Origin of the sequence: Pseudomonas paracarnis (assembly GCF_904063055.1) — a bacterium.
In the GTDB taxonomy this organism is placed as follows: Bacteria; Pseudomonadota; Gammaproteobacteria; order Pseudomonadales; family Pseudomonadaceae; genus Aquipseudomonas; species Aquipseudomonas paracarnis.
In genome coordinates this window covers 358,161-380,597 of sequence record NZ_CAJFCN010000005.1, presented here as the reverse complement: position 1 = coordinate 380,597, position 22,437 = coordinate 358,161, and the positions used below count along the sequence as shown (strand labels likewise).

At 62.4% G+C, this 22,437-nt stretch carries 17 protein-coding genes and 1 pseudogene; 13 read left to right on the top strand and 5 right to left on the bottom strand.

Annotated features, from left to right (window positions below; genetic code table 11):
• The first annotated feature begins 108 nt into the window (after positions 1-108).
• The 13 genes and pseudogenes from JMV15_RS13905 to JMV15_RS13845 all read left to right on the top strand — a co-directional run bounded on the left by JMV15_RS13905 (position 109) and on the right by JMV15_RS13845 (position 17,080).
• A complete protein-coding gene (locus JMV15_RS13905; RefSeq protein ID WP_019818274.1) occupies positions 109-1,779 on the top strand; it encodes a response regulator in 1,671 nt (556 codons plus the stop codon).
• A gap of 1,499 nt (positions 1,780-3,278) precedes the next feature.
• A pseudogene (locus JMV15_RS28700) lies at positions 3,279-3,794 on the top strand (methyl-accepting chemotaxis protein); the annotation flags it as partial.
• A 296-nt stretch (positions 3,795-4,090) separates the two neighbouring features.
• Positions 4,091-4,546 carry a type II 3-dehydroquinate dehydratase gene (gene aroQ, locus JMV15_RS13895; RefSeq protein WP_014716732.1) on the top strand — a complete coding sequence of 152 codons (456 nt, stop codon included), beginning with the start codon at positions 4,091-4,093 and terminating at the stop codon, positions 4,544-4,546.
• A gap of 24 nt (positions 4,547-4,570) precedes the next feature.
• Positions 4,571-5,035 carry an acetyl-CoA carboxylase biotin carboxyl carrier protein gene (gene accB, locus JMV15_RS13890; protein ID WP_014716731.1) on the top strand — a complete coding sequence of 155 codons (465 nt, stop codon included), beginning with the start codon at positions 4,571-4,573 and terminating at the stop codon, positions 5,033-5,035.
• Between the two features lie 17 nt (positions 5,036-5,052).
• Positions 5,053-6,414, top strand: coding sequence for an acetyl-CoA carboxylase biotin carboxylase subunit (accC, locus tag JMV15_RS13885; protein WP_003188188.1), 1,362 nt, complete (start codon positions 5,053-5,055; stop codon positions 6,412-6,414).
• A gap of 185 nt (positions 6,415-6,599) precedes the next feature.
• Positions 6,600-7,478 carry a 50S ribosomal protein L11 methyltransferase gene (prmA, locus tag JMV15_RS13880; protein ID WP_034126418.1) on the top strand — a complete coding sequence of 293 codons (879 nt, stop codon included), beginning with the start codon at positions 6,600-6,602 and terminating at the stop codon, positions 7,476-7,478.
• 30 nt (positions 7,479-7,508) lie between these two features.
• Positions 7,509-8,768: a DUF3426 domain-containing protein gene (locus tag JMV15_RS13875; protein ID WP_038448716.1), complete on the top strand. Its 1,260-nt coding sequence runs from the start codon at positions 7,509-7,511 to the stop codon at positions 8,766-8,768.
• Positions 8,769-8,953: 185 nt separating this feature from the next.
• Complete coding sequence (gene dusB, locus JMV15_RS13870) at positions 8,954-9,967, top strand: tRNA dihydrouridine synthase DusB (RefSeq protein ID WP_003188182.1); 1,014 nt, start codon at positions 8,954-8,956, stop codon at positions 9,965-9,967.
• The gene (fis, locus tag JMV15_RS13865) at positions 9,964-10,284 is read left to right on the top strand and encodes a DNA-binding transcriptional regulator Fis (protein WP_002555375.1); all 321 of its coding nucleotides are present in this window, start codon (positions 9,964-9,966) and stop codon (positions 10,282-10,284) included. Before dusB ends, fis begins: the two co-directional genes overlap by 4 nt.
• 82 nt (positions 10,285-10,366) lie before the next feature.
• A complete protein-coding gene (purH, locus tag JMV15_RS13860) occupies positions 10,367-11,974 on the top strand; it encodes a bifunctional phosphoribosylaminoimidazolecarboxamide formyltransferase/IMP cyclohydrolase (protein ID WP_014716728.1) in 1,608 nt (535 codons plus the stop codon).
• A 125-nt stretch (positions 11,975-12,099) separates the two neighbouring features.
• The gene (gene purD, locus JMV15_RS13855) at positions 12,100-13,392 is read left to right on the top strand and encodes a phosphoribosylamine--glycine ligase (protein ID WP_014716727.1); all 1,293 of its coding nucleotides are present in this window, start codon (positions 12,100-12,102) and stop codon (positions 13,390-13,392) included.
• Positions 13,393-13,508: 116 nt separating this feature from the next.
• The gene (locus tag JMV15_RS13850) at positions 13,509-16,283 is read left to right on the top strand and encodes a hybrid sensor histidine kinase/response regulator (RefSeq protein ID WP_019818278.1); all 2,775 of its coding nucleotides are present in this window, start codon (positions 13,509-13,511) and stop codon (positions 16,281-16,283) included.
• A gap of 200 nt (positions 16,284-16,483) precedes the next feature.
• Positions 16,484-17,080, top strand: a complete 597-nt coding sequence (locus JMV15_RS13845) for a MarC family protein (protein WP_003171467.1) — start codon at positions 16,484-16,486, stop codon at positions 17,078-17,080.
• On the opposite strand, the gene JMV15_RS13840 is transcribed toward JMV15_RS13845, so the two are convergent.
• The 5 genes from JMV15_RS13840 to cobG all read right to left on the bottom strand — a co-directional run bounded on the left by JMV15_RS13840 (position 17,077) and on the right by cobG (position 22,426).
• Positions 17,077-17,856, bottom strand: a complete 780-nt coding sequence (locus JMV15_RS13840) for a hypothetical protein (RefSeq protein ID WP_038448714.1) — start codon at positions 17,854-17,856, stop codon at positions 17,077-17,079. The genes JMV15_RS13845 and JMV15_RS13840 overlap by 4 nt on opposite strands.
• Before the next feature lie 236 nt (positions 17,857-18,092).
• Positions 18,093-19,730, bottom strand: coding sequence for a precorrin-3B C(17)-methyltransferase (cobJ, locus tag JMV15_RS13835; protein ID WP_038448712.1), 1,638 nt, complete (start codon positions 19,728-19,730; stop codon positions 18,093-18,095).
• Entirely contained in the window at positions 19,730-20,461 is a 732-nt protein-coding gene (locus JMV15_RS13830) for a precorrin-2 C(20)-methyltransferase (protein ID WP_038448709.1), read from the bottom strand. The genes cobJ and JMV15_RS13830 overlap by 1 nt, the downstream gene beginning before the upstream one ends.
• Complete coding sequence (locus tag JMV15_RS13825) at positions 20,461-21,087, bottom strand: precorrin-8X methylmutase (protein ID WP_014716722.1); 627 nt, start codon at positions 21,085-21,087, stop codon at positions 20,461-20,463. The genes JMV15_RS13830 and JMV15_RS13825 overlap by 1 nt, the downstream gene beginning before the upstream one ends.
• Positions 21,080-22,426, bottom strand: coding sequence for a precorrin-3B synthase (cobG, locus tag JMV15_RS13820; RefSeq protein WP_032904724.1), 1,347 nt, complete (start codon positions 22,424-22,426; stop codon positions 21,080-21,082). Before cobG ends, JMV15_RS13825 begins: the two co-directional genes overlap by 8 nt.
• Positions 22,427-22,437: the final 11 nt, after the last annotated feature.

Genomic DNA, 22,437 nt, shown 5'->3' with positions numbered 1-22,437 from the left:
TCTCTGGCATGCAGACTTAATTGACGTATGACACTCATCTATCAGAAAAGAGGTGCTAGCATAGAGCCATCAGTCGACCTCAGCATGCACCCTCACAGTAGTCAGGATATGACCGAGTCAGAAGACCCCAGCCGCGAGCGTCTCAAGCAGCACTTTGCCCAGCGGGTAATTCATCAGGCACGTCAAATTCTTGAGATCTGGCAGCGCCTGCAACGCAGCGAGTGGTCGAACGCCGACTTTTCCGAACTCAGCGAAGCCAACCTGCGCCTGCAGCGCTTCGCCGAACGCTTCGAACAGCCCGAACACACGCAACTGGCACGGCATATCAGTGAATCCCTGCAAGCCGTGGACGAGAACCGTGGCCGCCTGAGCAGCCAACTGATCACCGAGCTCAACCGCTTGATGCAACGCCTGTCCCGCACCGGCCTGCGCCAGGGCGACCAGCTTGAGCAAACCTTCCTGCCGCCGATGCGCAAGCCGATCTATGTGATGCTCGCCGACCATGACCGCGCCGAGCGCCTGGCCAAGCAGCTCGAATTCTTTGGCATGAGCGCCCACGCCCTGGACAGCGTCGCCGCCTTTCGCGCGGCCATGGCCGAGCGTTTGCCGTCGGCGATCGTGATGGACGTGGACTTCTGCGGCACAGGCCTGGGCCTGAAGCTCGCCGCAGAAGCCCAAGAGGGCCTGGAGCACAAGCTGCCACTGTTGTTTTTCAGCCTGCACGAAACCGACACCCCGACGCGCCTGGCCGCCGTGCGCGCCGGTGGCGAAGAGTTCCTGACCGGTACCCTGGAAGCCTCAAGCCTGCTGGAAAAGATCGAAGTGCTGACCTGCGCGGCCCAGTACGAACCGTACAAAGTGCTGATCATCGACGACTCGCGGGCCCAGGCGCTGCACACCGAACGCCTGCTCAACAGTGCCGGGATTATCACCCGCACCTTGATCGAACCGATCCAGGCCATGGCCGAGCTGGCGGATTTCCAACCCGACCTGATCATCCTCGACATGTACATGCCTGCCTGTACCGGCACCGAACTGGCCAAGGTGATTCGCCACAACGACCGCTACGTCAGCGTGCCGATCATCTACCTGTCGGCTGAGGACGACCTGGATAAGCAACTGGATGCGATGAGCGAGGGCGGTGACGATTTCCTCACCAAACCGATCAAACCGCGTCACCTGATCACCACTGTGCGCAACCGGGCGTCGCGTGCGCGCAACTTGAAGGCGCGGATGGTGCGCGACAGCCTCACCGGGCTGTACAACCACACGCATATCCTGCAACTGCTCGAAGATTGCAGCTTCCGCGCCCGCCGCGAGAACAAGCCTCTTAGCTTTGCCATGCTCGATATCGACCACTTCAAGCGCGTCAATGACAGCCACGGCCACCCCATGGGCGACCGGGTGATCAAGAGCCTGGCACTGTTTCTCAAGCAGCGTTTGCGCAAGACCGATTACATCGGCCGCTACGGCGGTGAAGAGTTCGCCATCGTGATGCCCGACACCGACCTGGAATCGGCCTGCAAGGTGCTAGACGACATTCGCCGGCGCTTTGCAGAAATCCACTACCCCGCCCAACCGCAGGATTTGTGGTGCACCTTCAGCGCCGGCCTGGTGGAGCTGTGCGACGATTCCGACAGCCTGATGATGGCCGCTCAGGCTGACGAAGCGCTCTACCGCGCCAAGGACGCCGGACGCAACCGCGTGCAAGCCGCTCGCACATCAAAGCAAAGTGCCATCTTTTCACCAGAATCCACCGATTCGGTCATAACGCTGTAATACAAACGCAATAAATTCAGGCGCTTATCTCTTGCCGTCGGTTGAAACCCCGCATGCGCCTGAAGCTGCTGACCAATCTCAATACCCTTCTGCTGGTGGCCGTGTGCCTGGCCCTCGGCGCGACGCTGTGGTGGTCGCAACGGGCGCTGGAGCGCCCGTACTTGTTGATGGAGCGCTACCTGGGGTTGTCCCAGATTTTTCAAAACCAGGCCGCCCGAAACATCGAGGACTACTTGGCCAGCGGGGATGCCCTGCGCCTGAGCAGTGCCACCCAGAGCCTGGAAAGCCTGCAGCTGCAACTGGGCGAACTGCCGCCCGAATTGGCGCAAAGCCTGCGGCCCAGCCTCGTGGAGTTGGAGACCTTCAGCAAGACTGACCTGTTGGCCGCCGGTAAATTGGCTGGCGACCCGCAAGCGCTGTTGCTGCAAGCCGAACGTGAACTGGGCGCAAACCTGGAACAACTGAGCCAGTACGCCAGCGGCGTCAATTCCGCGGAGGCTGCGCGCTATATGTCGCCGCTGCTCGCCGCCTCGCAACATTTGGGCAAACTGTCCCTGGCCCGCGACAAGCTGGTCAGCAGCGGGCGCGCCGAGTTGGCTGCTGATGTCGAGCGGGAGGTGACTAACCTGCGAACCCAGGCCGACCTGCTCGCGCAACTGCCCCTATTGGGAATAAAGGCCAGCGCTGAATCCAACACCGATGATTTTTCCGCGCTGATGGGGCTGGAAAACACCGAAAAAACCGAAGCTCAGGACACCGGCGTCGACCTCAAGCGCGAACTCAACAGCCTGCTGACCCGCTACCCCGCCGAGCTGCAGCGCACCCGTGAACAGATCCAGCAACGCGCCGATCTCGCCGCCAGCACCCACCTTAAAATCACTAACGTGCAACAAGCCATCGCCGGCCTGGAACCCGTGGTGCGCGCGCAACATGCCAGGATCCAGGGCGAAGTACGCGTGATGCAGGGCGTGATGATTGGCCTGATCCTGCTGATCGCATTGCTGATCGACACCCTGCAACGCCGCCTGGCGCGCGTACTGACCAACCTGGCACCCGCCTTGTCGACCTGGGCCGAAGGCGACTTCAGCCAACCGATTGCCCTGGGCAAGACCAACCGTGAACTGCACGATATCGAGGCCTCCCTCAACCGCCTGCGCGCCTATCTGGTGGATTTGGTAAGCACCATCCGCGGCAATGCCGAAGAAGTGGCGGGCAGCAGCCGCGCCCTGGCCGAACTGAGCAGCGGCCTGCACGACGGCGCCGAACGCCAGGCCGGCGACACCGCGCAAATCCGTGATTCCCTGGGTGAGTTGGAAGCCACCATCCAGCAAGTTGCCGGGGATGCCAGCCAGGCGGCCGGCGCCAGCCGCAGTGCGGGCCAGGCCGTGGAGCAAGGCCAGCGTGTGATCGGCCTGAGCCTCACCGGGCTGCATGCGCTGGTGGGCGAAGTGCAGCAAAACGCGCAGATGATCGAGAAACTTGCCGAAGAGTCCGCCACCATCGGCGGCGTGCTCACGGTGATTCGCTCGATTGCCGACCAGACCAACCTGCTTGCGCTCAACGCCGCCATCGAAGCCGCCCGCGCCGGTGAGGCCGGGCGTGGTTTCGCCGTGGTGGCCGACGAAGTGCGCTCCCTGGCCCAGCGTACCGCCGGTGCCACTGCCGAAATCCAGGGCCTGATCGCCGGCCTGCAAACCGCCGCGCACCAGTCGGTAGAAGGCATGCGCGCCCAGGTCGAACACGCCGAAGCCACCGCCCAGCAGGCCCAGGCGGCGGATGGCGCGCTGGATGAAATCGTCGGCGCGATCCAGACCATCTCGGATACCGCCGTACGCATTGCCGATGTGACCGCGCAGCAAAGTGGAGCCGTGAGCGAGATTCGCGACAACAGTGAACGGATACATCAATTGGGTGAGGATAATTTACTGCGCATTGGCCAGGGCCGTAGCCAGGGCGAACACCTGCTGGTACTGGGCGGGCAACTGACTACCGCCGTGCAAGCCTTCCGCGTCTGACCCGATATCCCGACCGGTGTGGACCAAATGTGGGAGCGGGCTTGCTCGCGAATGCGGTGTGTCAGTCAATGCATCTTTAGCTGATCCACCGCATTCGCGAGCAAGCCCGCTCCCACAATGAGTCTCCAGCGATCTCAGTGCCGTATTAGCGATGACTGGATCTAAGACCACAGTCACAAATTTTGCGCAATCCTCGCTAATCGTGCCGGCTACTGCATAGAACTGGACAGTCACAAAGGCTTTGCGGCATAGTCGCCGGGTTCTGACGCACCCACACCAATAACAAGGAACAGCCAATGGCGACCTTACTGGTTCTTCACGGACCCAACCTGAACCTGCTTGGCACCCGCGAACCGGGCGTCTACGGGGCAGTAACCCTCGATCAGATCAACCTCGACCTGGAACGACGGGCACGTGAAGCCGGCCACCATTTGCTCTACCTGCAAAGCAATGCCGAGTATGAATTGATTGATCGTATCCATGCCGCGCGCGGCGAAGGCGTGGACTTTATTCTGATCAACCCCGCCGCTTTTACGCATACAAGCGTTGCATTACGTGACGCGCTGCTGGCGGTGAGCATCCCATTCATCGAAGTGCATTTATCGAACGTGCACAAACGCGAAGCTTTCCGCCATCACTCTTACTTCTCCGACGTAGCGGTAGGAGTGATCTGCGGCCTTGGCGCCAGCGGTTACCGACTGGCCCTGGAGGCCGCCCTGGAACACATTGAAGAACAGGCTAAACGCCCCTGACCGACCCTTGGGAGTTGATGATTCATGGATATCCGTAAAGTTAAGAAACTGATCGAACTGCTGGAAGAATCCGGTATCGACGAGCTGGAAATCAAGGAAGGCGAAGAGTCCGTACGGATCAGCCGTCACAGCAAGACCCCGGCCCAACAGTTCTACGCGCCACAGATGCAAGCGCCGGCTCCAGCCGCTGCTGCTCCGGCTGCCGCGCCTGCCGCCGCCACTGCACCTGCCGCCCCAGCCGCGCCTGCGCTGAACGGCTTCGTGGTCAAGTCGCCAATGGTCGGTACGTTCTACCGCACCCCGGCACCGACCTCGCCAGCCTTCGTTGAAGTGGGCAAAACCGTGAAAGTGGGTGACACCATCTGCATCGTTGAAGCGATGAAAATGATGAACCACATCACCGCGGAAAAAGCCGGCGTCATCGAATCCATCCTGGTAGAAAACGGTCAGCCGGTTGAGTACGACCAGCCGCTGTTCACCATCGTTTGAACCGCGGAGCGCCTTCGATGTTGAAACCTGCGAAGAAACTGCAAAAAGTCCTGATCGCCAACCGCGGCGAGATCGCGCTGCGTATCCTGCGCGCCTGTAAGGAAGAGGGCATCAAGACCGTCGCTGTTTACTCGACGGCCGATACCGAATTGATGCACGTGAAGCTGGCGGACGAAAGCATCTGCATCGGCCCGCCACTGGCCACGAACTCGTACCTGAAAGTCTCGAACATCATCGCTGCGGCAGAAGTGACCGGCGCCGATGGCATCCACCCCGGCTACGGCTTCCTCGCGGAAAACGCCGATTTCGCCGAACAGGTGGAAAAATCCGGGTTTGCCTTCATCGGCCCGAAAGCCGAAACCATTCGCCTGATGGGCGACAAGGTCTCGGCCAAGGACGCCATGATCGCGGCCGGTGTGCCCACCGTTCCAGGCTCCGACGGCCCACTGCCTGAAGACGAGGAAACCGCTCTGCGCATTGGTCGCGAAGTCGGCTACCCGGTGATCATCAAGGCCGCCGGTGGCGGTGGTGGTCGCGGCATGCGCGTGGTGCACAAGGAAGAAGACCTGATCGAAGCCGCCAAGCAGACCCGCTCCGAAGCGGGCGCCTGGTTCGGCAACCCGATGGTCTACCTGGAGAAGTACCTGACCAACCCACGTCACGTGGAAGTCCAGGTACTGTCCGATGGCCAGGGCCACGCTATCCACCTGGGCGACCGCGATTGCTCGCTGCAACGTCGCCACCAGAAAGTCCTGGAAGAAGCTCCGGCTCCGGGCCTGGATGAAAAGGCGCGTCAGGAAGTCCTGGCACGCTGCGTCAAGGCTTGCATCGATATCAACTACCGTGGTGCCGGCACCTTCGAGTTCCTCTACGAGAACGGCCGTTTCTACTTCATCGAGATGAACACTCGTGTGCAGGTAGAGCACCCGGTATCGGAGATGGTCACCGGTATCGACATCGTCAAGGAGATGCTGAGCATCGCCGCCGGTAACGTGCTGTCGTTCACCCAGGACGACGTGAAGATGCACGGCCACTCGCTGGAGTGCCGCATCAACGCCGAAGACCCGAAAACCTTTATCCCAAGCCCTGGCCTGGTCAAGCATTTCCACGCGCCCGGCGGCAACGGCGTACGTGTGGATTCGCACCTGTACAGCGGCTACAAGGTTCCGTCCAACTACGACTCGCTGATCGGTAAGCTGATCACCTGGGGCGCCACTCGCGACGAGGCCATGGCCCGTATGCGCAACGCCCTGGACGAAATCGTGGTCGACGGCATCAAGACCAACATCCCGCTGCATCGGGATCTGGTTCGTGATGAAGGCTTCTGCGAAGGTGGTGTGAACATTCACTACCTGGAACACAAGCTGGCCAACCAGTAAGTGCTCCACCCAACAAAGCCGCCTTCGGGCGGTTTTGTTGTTTATGGGCCACCGACCCCCGATCGTTCCCACGCTCCGCGTGGGAACGATCGTCGGCGCAGTCGTCTTCTGGCTTGCTCTCGCGTAAACTTGCGCGCTTTCGCGGCCTGCCCGCCGCACATTCATTTTTTTCAAAGGTGCCCGCCATGCCTTGGCTGCAAGTCCGTCTCGCCATCAGCCCAGAACAAGCCGAAACCTACGAAGACGCGTTCCTCGAAGTGGGTGCTGTGTCGGTGACCTTCATGGACGCCGAAGACCAGCCGATCTTCGAGCCGGAACTCAATACCACGCCGCTGTGGTCCCACACCCACTTGCTGGCCCTGTTCGAAGACGGCACCGACGCCGCTGCCGTTCTGGCCCATATGGAACTGCTCACCGGCAGCCCGCTACCCGAGCATCACAGCGAAGTCATCGAAGACCAGGACTGGGAACGCAGCTGGATGGATAACTTCCAGCCCATGCGCTTCGGCCAGCGCTTGTGGATCGTGCCAAGCTGGCACGCTGCTCCCGAGCCAGACGCCGTCAACCTGCTGCTGGACCCGGGCCTTGCGTTCGGTACCGGCACGCACCCGACCACCGCCCTGTGCCTGGAATGGCTGGACGGCCAGGACCTGACCGACAGCAACGTACTGGACTTCGGCTGCGGCTCGGGGATCCTGGCCATCGCCGCCCTGCTGCTGGGCGCCAAGGAGGCCGTGGGTACCGATATCGACGTGCAGGCCCTGGAAGCCTCCCGCGATAACGCCGGGCGCAACAACATTGCCGAAGGCAAATTCCCACTCTACCTGCCTGAGGACCTGCCCCAGGTTCAGGCCGATGTGCTGGTGGCCAATATCCTCGCCGGGCCACTGGTGTCGCTGGCGCCGCAACTGTCGAGCCTGGTCAAGCCGGGCGGGCGCCTGGCGCTGTCGGGCATCCTCGCCGAGCAAGGTGAAGACGTGGCTGCGGCCTACGCCAAGGACTTCGAGCTGGACCCGATCGCCAACCGTGATGGCTGGGTACGCATCAGCGGTCGTCGGCGCTAGAATGAGCGCTTGCCTGAATCGGATGGCCGCATGACCGACAGTTTCGTCACCCAGTGCCCACATTGCCAATCGCGTTTTCGCGTCAACCACGCTCAGTTGAGCGTGGCTCGCGGCGTGGTGCGTTGCGGCTCGTGCCTGCAAGTATTCAACGCCGCTCGCCAGTTGCTGGAGCAACGGGCCCAGGCGTCTGCGCCGGAGCCTGAAGTGCCGACCACCGCCGAGCCGGCCGCCGAACCGACTGTCGAAATGCCTCCCCCGCCACCGCGGGCCATCAGCCAGAAGCAGTGGACGGCCGAAGAGCTGGACCTGGATAACCTGGACAAGGAACTGGCCAGGCTGGAACGTCGCGAGATCCAGCACACCCAGGCAGTGGGCGCAGAACGTCGCCAGCCAGGCGCCGACCGTCGGCAAAAGGAAGAGTCCTTCAGTGCCAGCCGCGACACGGTCAAGGCCGAGGAAGAAAAATGGGCGGCCAGCCTGTTCAGTGAGCCACCCGAAGAGCGTGCACAGGCACCAGAAGAAGAGCCCGAGCCGGTTAAGGCACCTGCGTCCAAACAGCGCACCGAACCGTCCATGTCTGCCCACGTCGACGAACTCGCTGACGAACCAGCTCTGCACGCCACTACCGTGGATGACGACCTCGACCCGCCGCTGACACCCACCCGCGACGAGCACGATGAGCCTGAACCCGAAGACCGCGCGTTCGCGCGACGCAAGCGCGCGCGAACGGAGGCCGGTGTACACGACGAGTTGCTCCAGGACCTGGAAGACGACCCCCTGCACCTGTATGCGCAGAAGCGTCCGTCAGGCTGGGGTCGCCGTCTGCTCTGGATATTGTTGGTCGTACTCGCCGCCGCCGGCCTGGCCGGCCAGTACATCGCCTACCAGTTCGACGACCTGGCCCGCCAGGACGCCTATCGCCCGTGGTTCCAGACGCTATGCCCGAAACTGGGGTGCACCGTGCCATCGCGGGTCGACATTACCCATATCAAGAGCAGCAACCTGGTGGTGCGCAGCCACCCCGAGTTCGCCGGGGCACTGGTGGTGGATGCCATCCTCTATAACCGCGCGACCTTCTCCCAGCCCTTCCCACTGCTGGAGCTGCGCTTTGCGGACTTGAACGGCGGCCTGATTGCCAGTCGTCGCTTCAAGCCCGCCGAATACCTGAGCGGCGAGTTGGCCGGCGTGAGCGAAATGCCCTCCCAGACGCCAATCCACATCTCCCTGGACATCCTGGACCCCGGCAACAAAGCCGTGAATTACAGCCTGAGCTTCCATTCACCCGAGTGAAACGGCGCGCCCACCGAGGTTTGACGGCGGATTATTGACTTGGCCATCGTCAACCAAACCGATGGCGATAAAAAAATAACTGTTCAGATTTTATCCAATTCAGCCTTTAACCCGTCATCGAGAGCGGGTATCATGCCAACCCTTTTTCGAACTCTAATGATCCGGCCCCACAACAGGGAAGTCCTATGTCGGCGGTACGCATCGGCCCATACACATTGCAGAACGGCTTGATCCTCGCCCCGATGGCGGGTGTCACCGACCAGCCCTTTCGTCAGCTGTGCAAGCGTTTGGGCGCGGGTCTAGTAGTCTCTGAAATGGTTACCAGCGACATGAGTTTGTGGAACACCCGCAAGTCGCGGATGCGCATGATCCACGAAGGTGATCCCGAGCCACGCTCGGTGCAGATCGCCGGTGGCGATGCGCAGATGCTGGCGGATGCAGCCCGGGCCAATGTGGAGCTGGGTGCACAGATCATCGATATCAACATGGGCTGCCCGGCCAAAAAGGTCTGCAACAAGGCCGCCGGTTCCGCGCTGTTGAAAGATGAGCAGTTGGTCGCCGAGATCCTGCAGGCCGTTGTCGGCGCAGTAGATGTACCGGTGACCCTGAAGATTCGTACCGGTTGGGACCGGGACAACAAGAATGGCCTGACGGTGGCGAAGATCGCTGAACAGGCTGGTATTGCAGCGCTGGCGGTGCATGGCCGCACCCGCGCCGACCTTTACACCGGTGAAGCCGAGTACGACACCATTGCCGCGATCAAGCAGGCCGTGTCGATGCCCGTCTTTGCCAATGGCGACATCGACAGTGCCGAGAAAGCCCGGCGCGTGCTGCACGCGACCGGTGCCGATGGTTTGTTGATTGGCCGGGCCGCCCAGGGGCGGCCGTGGATTTTTCGTGAAATCGAGCATTTCCTGCGTACTGGTGAAGTCTTGCCGGCACCAGAGTTGGTCGAGGTGGAACGTATTCTGCTAGAGCATCTGGCCGCCCTGCACGCCTTCTATGGGGACGTGATGGGAGTACGCATTGCTCGCAAGCATGTCGGCTGGTATCTCGCCACCTTGCCGGGCGCCAAGGAATTCCGCGCTCAGTTCAATCGTTTGGATGAAACGCAGGCACAGGTCGCCACCGTTCGTGAGTTCTTCGCCGGACGCGACAAGAGCCTGGGAACAGGGGATGGAGAAGGGGTGGCCGCATGACGATGATGACCGAGACTTTAGTGAGTGGAACAACACCCGTGAGCGACAACGTCAATTTGAAACAGCACCTCAACACGCCGAGCGAAGAAGGCCAGACCCTTCGCGGGAGTGTCGAGAAGGCGCTGCACAATTATTTCGCCCACCTTGAGGGCGCTTCCGTCACGGATGTGTACAACCTGGTGCTCTCCGAAGTCGAGGCGCCCTTGCTCGAAAGCGTGATGAACTACGTCAAGGGCAACCAGACCAAAGCCAGTGAGCTGCTGGGCCTCAACCGTGGCACCTTGCGCAAAAAGCTCAAGCAGTACGATTTGCTGTAAGCATTCAATCAAACCAGAAAGGCGCCCGCGTAAAACCGGTCGCCTTTTTTGCTGACTTCCTTTGCTTTTGATGGAAATTGAGATGACCGACCAGACCACCCGCCTGCCGATCCGCCGTGCCTTGATCAGTGTTTCCGACAAGACCGGGATCCTTGAATTTGCCCGGGAGCTGGAAGCCCTGGGTGTGGAAATCCTCTCCACGGGCGGGACCTTCAAACTGCTGCAGGACAACGGCGTGGCCGCAGTGGAAGTCGCGGACTACACCGGTTTCGCAGAAATGATGGACGGTCGCGTCAAGACCCTGCACCCGAAAATCCACGGCGGCATCCTTGGCCGTCGCGGCATCGACGACGCCATCATGACCGAGCACGGCATCAAGCCGATCGACCTGGTGGCCGTTAACCTCTACCCGTTCGAAGCCACCATCAACAAGCCAGGCTGCGACCTGCCGACCGCCATCGAAAACATCGATATCGGCGGCCCGACCATGGTGCGCTCGGCGGCCAAGAACCACAAAGACGTGGCCATCGTGGTCAACGCCAGTGACTACGCCAACGTCCTGGAAAACCTCAAGGCCGGTGGCCTGACCTACGCCCAGCGCTTCGACCTGATGCTCAAGGCGTTCGAACACACCGCCGCCTACGACGGCATGATCGCCAACTACATGGGCACCGTGAACCAGGCGGCTGACACCCTCAGCACCGAAGGCCGCAGCCAGTTCCCGCGCACCTTCAACAGCCAGTTCATCAAGGCCCAGGAAATGCGCTACGGTGAGAACCCGCACCAGAGCGCGGCGTTCTACGTGGAAGCCAAGCCTGCCGAAGTGGGCATTGCCACCGCGACCCAACTGCAAGGCAAAGAACTTTCCTACAACAACGTGGCCGATACCGACGCCGCGCTGGAATGCGTGAAGAGCTTCGTCAAACCGGCCTGCGTGATCGTCAAGCACGCCAACCCGTGCGGCGTGGCCGTCAGCCCGGACGCTGAAGGCGGTATCCGCCAGGCGTACGAACTGGCCTACGCCACCGACACCGAATCCGCATTCGGCGGCATCATTGCCTTCAACCGCGAACTGGATGCCGAGACCGCCAAGGCCATCGTCGAGCGCCAGTTCGTCGAAGTGATCATCGCCCCAAGCGTCAGCGAAGAAGCCCGCGCCATCGTCGCCGCCAAAGCCAACGTGCGCCTGCTGGCCTGTGGCGAGTGGTCGGCAGACCGCGCCGCGGCCTGGGACTACAAGCGCGTCAATGGCGGCCTGCTGGTACAGAGCCGCGACATCGGCATGATCGGCAGCCAGGACCTGAAAGTCGTGACCAAGCGCGCGCCGACCGAGCAAGAGATCAACGACCTGATCTTCGCCTGGAAAGTGGCCAAATACGTCAAGTCCAACGCCATCGTCTACGCCAAGAACCGCCAGACCATCGGTGTCGGCGCTGGCCAGATGAGCCGCGTGAACTCGGCGCGTATCGCCGCGATCAAGGCTGAGCACGCCGGTTTGCAGGTGGTGGGTTCGGTGATGGCTTCCGATGCGTTCTTCCCGTTCCGTGACGGCCTGGACAACGCTGCAAAAGCCGGCGTGACCGCCGTGATCCAACCGGGCGGTTCGATGCGTGATGCAGAAGTCATCGCCGCCGCTGATGAAGCTGGCATTGCGATGGTCTTCACCGGCATGCGCCACTTCCGCCACTGATTGATCGTTCCCACGCTCTGCGTGGGAACGCAGCCAGGGACGCTCCGCGTCCCTCGGACGCAGAGCGTCCGTAGAGGCATTCCCACGCAGAGCGTGGGAACGATCATCCTAACGAGGTTTTTGAAATGAATGTTTTGATCATTGGCAGCGGTGGCCGTGAACACGCCCTGGCCTGGAAAGTAGCCCAGGACCCACGCGTGCAGAAAGTCTTCGTGGCCCCCGGCAACGCCGGCACCGCCATCGAAGCCAAGTGCGAAAACGTCGCCATCGACGTGCTGGCCCTGGAGCAACTGGCAGATTTTGCCGAGAAGAATGTTTCCCTGACCATCGTCGGCCCGGAAGTGCCACTGGTGGCAGGCGTCGTCGATCTGTTTCGCAGCCGTGGCCTGGACTGCTTCGGGCCTACCGCGGGCGCCGCCCAGCTGGAAGGCTCGAAAGCCTTCACCAAGGACTTCCTGGCTCGCCACAAGATCCCCACGGCCGACTACCAGAACTTCACCGAGATCGAGCCGGCCCTGGCTTACCTGCGTGAGAAAGGTGCACCGATCGTGATCAAGGCCGATGGCCTGGCTGCCGGTAAAGGCGTGATCGTCGCCATGACCCTGCAGGAAGCCGAAGACGCCGTGCGCGACATGCTCGCCGGCAATGCCTTTGGTGACGCCGGCTCGCGGGTGGTCATCGAGGAATTCCTCGATGGCGAAGAAGCCAGCTTTATCGTGATGGTCGACGGCAAGAACGTATTGCCGATGGCCACCAGCCAGGACCACAAGCGCGTCGGCAACGGCGACAGCGGCCCGAACACCGGCGGCATGGGTGCCTACTCCCCGGCACCCGTCGTAACCGCCGACGTGCACCAGCGCGTCATGGACCTGGTGATCTGGCCAACCGTGCGCGGCATGGCGGATGAAGGCAACGTATACACCGGTTTCCTCTATGCCGGCCTGATGATCGACAAAGCAGGTAACCCCAAAGTCATCGAGTTCAACTGCCGCTTCGGCGATCCGGAAACCCAACCGGTGATGCTGCGTCTGCAATCGAGCCTGGTGCTGCTGGTGGAAGCCGCCCTCGCCCAGGCCCTGGACAAGGTCGAAGCGCAGTGGGACCCACGTCCTAGTGTTGGGATTGTGCTGGCGGCCGGTGGCTACCCTGCCGACTACGCCAAGGGCGATGTGATCGAAGGCCTCGACGCCGCCGCTGCGCTGGAAGGCAAGGTGTTCCATGCGGGCACCGCGCTCAAGGACGGCAAAGTTGTAACCGCCGGTGGCCGCGTATTGTGCGCCACCGCGATGGGTGCCAGTGTCGATGCCGCGCAACAACAGGCCTACAAACTGGCGGCGAAAATCGACTGGAAAGGCTGCTTCTACCGCACCGACATTGGCTACCGTGCCATTGCCCGCGAACGTGGTGAGAACAACTGAGCAGCTACACTTGCAGTAGCTATCCGTTCGGTTAGGTAAGGGCCTTTGGCCCTTGCCGTACCCTGTCGCCCCGCGCATAGTTAACCCGTGCATCCACCTACCGAAGGGATTTCGCCGTGCGCTGGCTCAGGATCGCCATAGGTTTCACAATCAGTCTACTGACCCTGCTCTGCTTGCTACCGGCCCAGGCCGCCGCACAAGGCAGTGGCTGGGCGGTATTGCTTGATGAACAGGCCGACCTGCAACTGAGCGACATCCGTTCCGCCCGCTATACCAATCAATTCAGCCCCATCGAACTGGACCGGATCACTGCCGCGCAGCCGGACGGTGCGTTGTGGGTGCGCTTCAGGCTGCAACCCGGCAAGCACGAACAAGTGCTGCGGGTGTTTGCCCCGGACCTGTCCAGCCTGAGCCTGTATGTACTGGACGGCGACACCCTGGTGGAGCAGCAAATCACCGGCACTCGCCAACCCCAGGCTGAGCGCCCGTTGCCCAGCAGTGACTTCATGTTACCGATGCCCCAGAGCCCGCGGCCCCTGGAGGTGTATTTGCGCCTGGTCTCGGAACACGAACTGCGCCCTTACATCACCCTGGAACCGGCGGTGCTGGCCGCTGCCAACCAGAACCAGACATTGATCTACGGTCTGCTGTTCGGCGTGCTGTCGATGCTGATCCTGCACAACCTCACGCGCTTCGCCTACCACCGCTCGCGCAGTAGCCTGTGGCTGGCCGCGTGCGAATTCCTGTTGATGCTCAGCCTGGCGCTACTGCTCAACCTGGTGGGGCCGTGGCTGCCGAACTGGCACGCGATCCAGACCCCTGGCGCCTACCTGGCCCTGCTGCTGACCGCACCCTGCGGGTTGATGTTTGCCTACCGCTTTTTCATGCCACTGGGCCCGCATCCGCTGAACAAAGTGTTGATGGCGGACATCCTGCTGATCGTCCTGTGCGGCTTGCTGTTGTTGTTCGTCAACACCTTGCCGCTGAACATCATCACCTATGCCCTGGTCGCGCTGGCGGGCCTGAGCATGCTGTTCGTCTCGGCCTATCACTGGCAAAAAGGCTACCGCCCGGCGCGCTTGTTCGTGGCGGCCATGGTGGTGTTCAACATCGGCACGCTGATCATCCTGCCCGCCCTGCTCGGCCTCACCCTGGTGGCGCCACAAGGCCTGATCGTCACCCTGCTGAGCTTTATCTGCCTCAGCGGCCTGCTGATGAGCCTGGCCCTCGGCGAGCGCCAGCGCGCCATTGTCGAAACCCGCTTCAGCCTGAGCCGCGACCTGGCGGCCAGCAACGCCGAAATCGCCGCCAAGGCCGAGTTCCTGGCGAAGATCAGCCACGAAATCCGCACGCCCATGAACGGTGTGCTGGGCATGACCGAGTTACTGCTGGGCACGCCGTTGTCGGTGAAGCAACGCGACTATGTGCAGACCATCCACAGCGCCGGTAACGAGTTGCTCACCCTGATCAACGAAATTCTCGACATTTCCAAGCTCGAATCCGGTCAGATCGAACTGGATGATGTGCAGTTCGACCTCAATGCATTGATCGACGACTGCCTGAGCATCTTCCGCGCCAAGGCCGAGCAGCAGAATGTCGAGCTGATCAGCTTTATCCAGCCTCAGGTGCCACGGGTGATCAGCGGTGATCCGACGCGGCTGCGCCAGGCGCTGCTGAGCCTTTTGGAAAACGCCCTGCACAAAACCGATGAAGGCGAAGTGCTGATCGTCGTCGCCCTGGATGAGCGCAGCCCCAAGCCACGCCTGCGCATTGCCGTGCAAGACAGCGGCGTGCCCATGGAAGCCGCCGAACGCGACGCCCTGCTGCACAGCGAACTGCACAGCAAGAACTTCCTCTCGGCGACGCGTTTGAGCGGCCACCTGGGCCTGGTCATTGCCCGCCAATTGATCCTGTTGATGAACGGCGAGTTCGGCATCAAAAGCGGCAGTCACCAGGGCAGCACCCTGTGGCTGACCCTGCCCCTGGACCCGGAACGCCTGGAGCATCCGACCAGCGACCTCGACGGCCCGCTCAAGGACGCCCGCGTACTGGTGGTGGACGATAACGACACCTGCCGCAAAGTGCTGGTTCAGCAGTGCACGGCCTGGGGCCTGAACGTCAGCGCCGCGCCTTCGGGCAAGGAGGCCCTGGCGCTGCTGCGTACCAAAGCGCACCTGCGTGATTACTTCGACGTGGTGCTGCTGGACCAGAACATGCCCGGCATGACCGGCATGCAACTGGCGGCGAAGATCAAGGAAGATCCGAGCCTGAACCACGACATACTGCTGATCATGCTCACCGGCATCAGTAACGCGCCGAGCAAGATCATTGCGCGCAACTGTGGGATCAAGCGCATTCTCGCCAAGCCAGTAGCGGGTTATACCCTCAAGACCACCCTGGCCGATGAGCTGACCCAGCGCAGCAAAGGCGCCCTCGTTGCACGCCCGGCCCCCAGCGCACCGGCAGCCATTACCGTGCCCAGCGATTTCCGCATCCTGGTAGCCGAAGACAACAGCATCTCCACCAAAGTGATTCGCGGCATGCTCGGCAAGCTCAACCTCAACCCGGACACCGCCAGCAACGGCGAAGAAGCGCTGCAGGCAATGAAAGCCCAGCGTTATGACCTGGTATTGATGGACTGTGAGATGCCGATCCTCGATGGTTTCTCCGCCACGCAGCAACTGCGGGCGTGGGAAATCAGCCATCAACGCGTGCGCACGCCGGTGGTGGCGCTTACCGCGCATATCCTGTCGGAACACAAAGAACGCGCACGCCAGGCGGGCATGGACGGGCATATGGCCAAGCCGGTGGAACTGTCGCAACTGCGCGAGCTGGTGGACTACTGGGTGGCGCAGCGCCAACAGCGCCCTGAGCACAGCACCCTTTCCTGATGATCGTTCCCACGCTCCGCGTGGCAACGCCGCCCGGTAAGCTCCGCGTCCTGCTTGAACGCGACGCAGAGCGTCACTGGATGCATTCCCACGCAGAGCGTGGGAACGATCAGCAGAGCGCGGGAACGATCAGCCAGCTCCCACATTTGATCTGTGTCGGATAGACTCCTCCACACTTTCCCCGCCCGCGAGCCGCCCCCATGCTCCATGTGTTGTTCAGCGTTTACCTGAAGATGCTGGTGCTCTACAGCCCGTTCTTTGTGCTGTCCTGCTTTATCAGCCTGACCCGTGGCTACTCCAGCAAGGAGCGTCGGCGCCTGGCGTGGAAAGTTGCACTGGCCACCCTGGTATCGAGCGTGTTGCTCTACCTGTTCGGTCGGGTAATTTTCAGCGTGTTCGGCATTACCGTGGATGCGTTCCGTATCGGCGCCGGCAGCGTGTTGTTTATCTCCGCATTAGGCATGGCTCAGGGCAAGTCGGCGGTGCAGACCGACAACGTGCAGCAGGACGTGACCATCGTGCCGCTGACCATCCCGCTCACCGTCGGCCCCGGCACCATTGGCGCCTTACTGGTGATGGGCGTCAGCCAACCGCACTGGGACGATAAGCTCACCGCCATCCTCAGTATTGCCCTGGCCAGCCTGACAGTGGGCGTGGTGCTGTACCTGTCCAACCGTATCGAACGCATTCTCGGCGACCAGGGCTTGCAGATTGTCAGCCGGTTGATGGGCCTGTTCGTCTGCGCCCTGGCCGCGCAAATCATTTTTACCGGGGTACGCGGCTACCTGGTGCCCTAGATCCGGTATTTGGCGATAGCCATTTCCACTTTGTCACCGGCGCTTTCGCGCATCAGTTGGATGGTTTTCTCGTTGACCATCGAGGTACTGAGCACCAGGCAAGTCTGCCCGCTGAAGGCCTCGAACGAGGAGCTGTCCCACTCCAGGAAGGGCAGGCCCACCTGTTTATCCACACCATGGGTGCTGTAGGTCACCAGCACCATGATCAACTCGCCGTCTGTTTCAGCGCAGGAGGCCAGGCCGAAATCGCCGCCCTCACGCACTGCGCAATTGCGCTTGAACAGCTCGAAAGATGCTGGCTGGCGCTTCAGTGCGTCCAGCGCATCGGCAGCCAGCTTTGGCAATGCGCTGAGCAGTGGCCCGGACAGCGCCGTCGACGTCAGCATCGAGGCGATGATATTCAGCGCCGCCAGTTGCACCGTCAGGCCCTTGCCCGCACGCGAGACTCGCTCAAAGCGACTGCGCAGCGGCAGCCACCCCAGGCTGACCATCACCTTGATAAATTCCTCGTACCACGCCTCGCTGCCTCGCTGGACGTTCAGCACATCGCTCACATAACTGCTGGCCAGCAGATAGCTTTTGCGCACGTATTCCCGATTCAACGCCGACAAGCCTTCGGCAAACGAAATCACGCCGTTGTTGACCACGGCCGCATTGCAATCATCCTCGCTATCCAACACTGCCGTGGCCTGCCTGGCAGGTGCGCCCGGTAACTTGTAGGCGGCAATCAACTTGCGCCTTTTTTTGCTGTTGATCCTTTTGTGACGTCGCTCCATTTTCTGTTCTCCACAAGCACCCCACATGGGGCTTGCTTCCACACTAGTCCAGGGAGCGGCGGGGTTTCCATGCGACAAACATCCCTTGGCCTGCCCCGCCCAAAACCAGCGTCCAGCAATGACAAGGCGCGGCGGGCAGGCGTGCGGTTTTCATCGCATAAAAAAGAAAAAGCTCCGAACAACGCCAGGGGAATCCCTGGGATATTCGGAGCTTTCCGGCAGCCAACGGGGCTGTTTCAGGAGTTGGGTTTGTTGCCATACCAACGTGGCGTGTACACCCACTCGCCGCCACCCGCACGCGGGAACACACAAGTGGTGGATGAACCGATCAGTACCATGGTGCGCATGTCCACCTGCTCGGGCGTCAGTTGCCCCAAGGTGGTGACGCGCAGTGTCTGGCCTGGGCGGCCGATGTCACGGCCCAGCACCACTGGCGTCTGTGGCGTGCGATGCAGCGCGACGATTTCCAGGGCGCGCCCCAGTTGCCAAGGCCGCGACCGCGAGATCGGGTTGTAGAACGCCAAGGCCAGGTCGGCCTGGGAAGCCAGGTCCAGGCGTTTTTCGATGATCGACCAAGGCTTGAGGTTATCCGACAGCGACATCACACAGAAGTCATGCCCAAGCGGCGCGCCTGCCTGGGCGGCGGTGGCCAGCGAGGCGGAGACCCCTGGCAGGATTTCCAGGTCGACCTGATGCCAGGCCGGCTCGCTGGACTCGTGCAGCGCCTCGATCACCGCCGCGGCCATGGCGAATACACCCGGGTCACCAGAGGACACCACCACCACCGAGCGGCCTTGCGCAGCTAGCTCGAAGGCGTGGCGGGCGCGCTGCATTTCTTCGCGGTTGTCGGTGCAGTGTTGCACTTGATCGTCACGGAATGGCCCGGCCATGCGCACGTAGGTTTCATAGCCCAGCACATCGGTGCAACGCGCCAGTTCCGCCTTCACCGCCGGCACCATCAGTTCTGCGGCGCCGGGGCCCAGGCCAATCACCGCCAGCCGCCCGCGCGGGCGCCCAACCTGTGACAGGTCCAAGGGCTGCTCGGCCACGGTAATACTGATGTCCGCAACGGGTGTCAGCGCGGCAAAGCGCAACGGTACACCCAAGGCCGACGCGGCCTCATGCAAGGACGCGTCAGCCATCTGCAGGTCGCTGGCCAGCAGGCAGGCCAGGGATTGCACGGCCACGCCCGCCTCCTGCAACGCCGTGCGCACACGCTCGGCCAACTGCGCACCCGGCCGGCAGGTGACGTAGACATTCTGCGGGTAAATCAGCAACTCGTTGGCTGTCGGTGTGCGCTCGGCACTGCCCACATGAATCGCCAGGCGCGCCTGTTGATCCTGAGGCAGGTTAGCCTCCTCCAGCCATGGCGCCGCGCCTTCGATGCGCACGCTTTCGCCGGCCAGAAGGTCGGAGACAAAGCGTTTGCCCAACTCGATGTCGGCCAGTTGATAGCCCGCTGGCGGGTTGAGCAGGCAGGTGCCAAAACGCAACTCGCCGCTGGTGGTGATGGCGGCAGACACGCCGAGTGCTGCGCCAATGTCGCGCGCCATCAGGTTCACGCCACCCAGGCCACCGAGCAACGGCACCACCGCGCTGCCGTCTTCGGCCACGGCCAGCACGGCGGGCTCTTCGCCCTTTTCCAGCAGCAACGGCGCCAGGGTGCGGATCACAATGCCCGCGGCGCACAGGGCAATCAGTGGCGTGCCCTGCTGATAAAGCTGACGCAAGGTCGCGCCGAATTCGCTGTAGGTGCGGTCTGCACCTTCAACCCGTGTGGCCAAACCGTGGATCAACGCGCCGGGGTAAACCTGCTGAAGCTTGCGCGCAGTCGTCAGGCTGCCCTGGCCCAGAATCACAATCGCCGGGGTCATCAACCTTGCCACCGTTCACCGGGCACGATGATCAGTGAGAAATACGGCGACGACATCGGCTCCACCTGATCCAGCGGCACGATCTTCTGGTTGGCCATGGTCGCGCGCTCCACGTACAACGCCCGCTCGGCGAGACCCAGTTCTTCCAACACCTGGCGCACTTTCGGAAAGTTGCGCCCCAGCTTCATGATCACTGCGGCATCGGCATCCGCCAAGCGGCGCTTGAGATCCTCGTGGGGCAACACGCCCGAGAGCACCGACAAGCTCTGGTTGCGATACACCAACGGCGCGCCGAGTACCGAGGCACCACCGAGCATCGAGCACACGCCTGGAATCACCTCGGCGTCGTAGCGCTCGGCCAGGCGGTCATGCAGGTACATGTAGGAGCCGTAGAAAAACGGGTCACCTTCGCAGATCACCGCCACGTCGCGGCCCGCGTCCAGGTGCGCGGCCACGTCGAGGCTGGCGCTGTCGTAGAAGTCGCTGATCACTTGCTCGTAGGACAGCGGCGCGGGCAGCACTTCGGTGGTCACCGGGTACACCAGCGGCATCAGGGTCTGTTGCGGCACCAGGTGGTCCTCGATGATGCCGAAGGCGTTGCCCTTCTTGCCCTTGGCCACGAAGTACGCCACCACCGGCGATTCACGCAGCAAGCGCAGAGCCTTGACGGTGATCAGTTCCGGGTCGCCGGGGCCTACGCCCAGGCCAAGCAAACGTCCGCGCACCTGCATTATTCGACCTCCGTGGCCAGGGCATTGACGGCGGCGGCAGCCATGGCGCTGCCGCCCAGGCGACCTTGCATGATCACGAACGGCACCCCACGGCTGTCAGCGGCGAGCATGGCCTTGGATTCGGCGGCGCCGACAAAACCCACCGGGAAACCGAGGATCAGCGCCGGTTTCGGCGCGCCGGCGTCGAGCATTTCCAGCAGGTAGAACAACGCGGTCGGCGCGTTGCCGATCACCACCACACTGCCCTCCAGGTGCGGGCGCCACAGCTCAAGGGCGGCGGCGGAACGGGTGTTGCCCAGCTCCCGCGCCAGCTCCGGCACGCTGTCGTCACGCAGGGTGCAGATCACCTGGTTATTGGCCGGCAGGCGTGTGCGAGTCACGCCTTCGGAGACCATCCGCGCATCGCACAGAATCGGCGCGCCAGCGGCCAACGCGTCACGCCCGGCCTTGCCGGCCCCTTCGGAGAATTGCAGGCCGTCGATGGCTTCGACCATGCCGCACGCATGGATCACCCGCACCGCGAGTTTTTCCAAATCAGCCGGGATGCGGTCCAACTTGGCTTCCGCGCGAATAATGGCGAAGGAGTTGCGATAGATCTCCTGACCGTCGCGGATGTAATCAATCATCGGTGTTGCTCCGTGGACGAGCGCGCAACAGGGCGCCCGCCGCTTCAATGGAAAGAGTGCGCGCGTGCAGCCGGCCAAAACCAGGCTGGGCTGCATCGCGAAAATAGAGGTCGTAGTGGCCGGGGCTCACCGCCAGCAAGGTGACTGGCGCGGTGTGCGCGGCAGCACAGGAGCGCGGGCAGCCGGACAGATGCACCTCAACGCCCGATTGCAGAGCGGCCAGTTGCACGGCGTCGGCCTTGGTGTCGGCCAGGCCTTTTGCGCAGCCGCTGGAACCGGTGCAGGCAATCATGCGCGCCAGCGGGTGGCCGAGCGAGCAGATAAAGCCCAGTTGCGCCAGGCGCTCGGTCACGGCGTGAGGCTTTTCGACGTTGGGCACCAGCACACCTTGCCAGGGGGTGAAGCGCAAGGTGCCGTCCCCATAGTCGCTGGCCAGTTGTGCGGCGCCCTTGAGCATCGTCGGGTCCAGGCGGCCCAAGGGCGCGAGGGCGGCGACGTAGAACTGATTCTTTTGCACTTGTGGATAAGTGCCCACCTGGAGCGACGGGTCGCTGGGCGGGCGCTCGAAGCCGTCGATTGGCAGCAACGGCAAGCGCAAATGGCTCAGTACGTTATCCACAGGCAAATGACGCATACGCGTTTGCTCTGGGGTGGCGAGGTCCAGAAAGGTTTCCAGCACAGCCACTACCAACTCAAGGCCTTGGCCCAATGGCACGGCGGCCAGGGGCGCATCCAGGCCCGGACAACCGGCCAGGCCGAACGCGAGCAGGGTTTCGCCGTGGCGTACGAAGGCCGATAACCACAGGTCGTGGTGATGTTCGAGCATCGCCAGGTCCTCGCCACCATCGAGTTGCACCGCGAACTTGGCCGACAATTCATGGAAACGCGGATGGTTCTCCAGAGTGGCGAGGATCTGTGCGGCCAGCGGGCGGGTGTCGAACAGCATCTGCGGGTCGATGCCGGCGCTGGGGCTGAGCATCAGGTTGCGCACGTCGTCACCGCCCGCGTTGCTGGGGCCCAGGCCCGCCGCCAGCAGCCGGGCGATCAACGCCTCCTGCTCGGCGCCGATGCCGCGGATCTGCAGGTTGGCGCGGTTGGTCGCCTCGATCACCCCGCCCGCATACGCCTGGGCCGCGTCCGCCACGGCGTGGGCCTGGGCGGCAGTGATCGCGCCGCCCGCCAATTTGACTCGGCAAATGCCGCCGTCCAACGCCTGCACAATACGCAGCAACCCCGGACAAGCCGAGGGGCGCAAGGTATTCACAGCGGGCGTTGGGTTCACGGGGCTACCGGTTGACGGGTAAAGGCGCGGTATTATGCCTGCTTTGTCCGGCGGCATGAAAAGCCTGC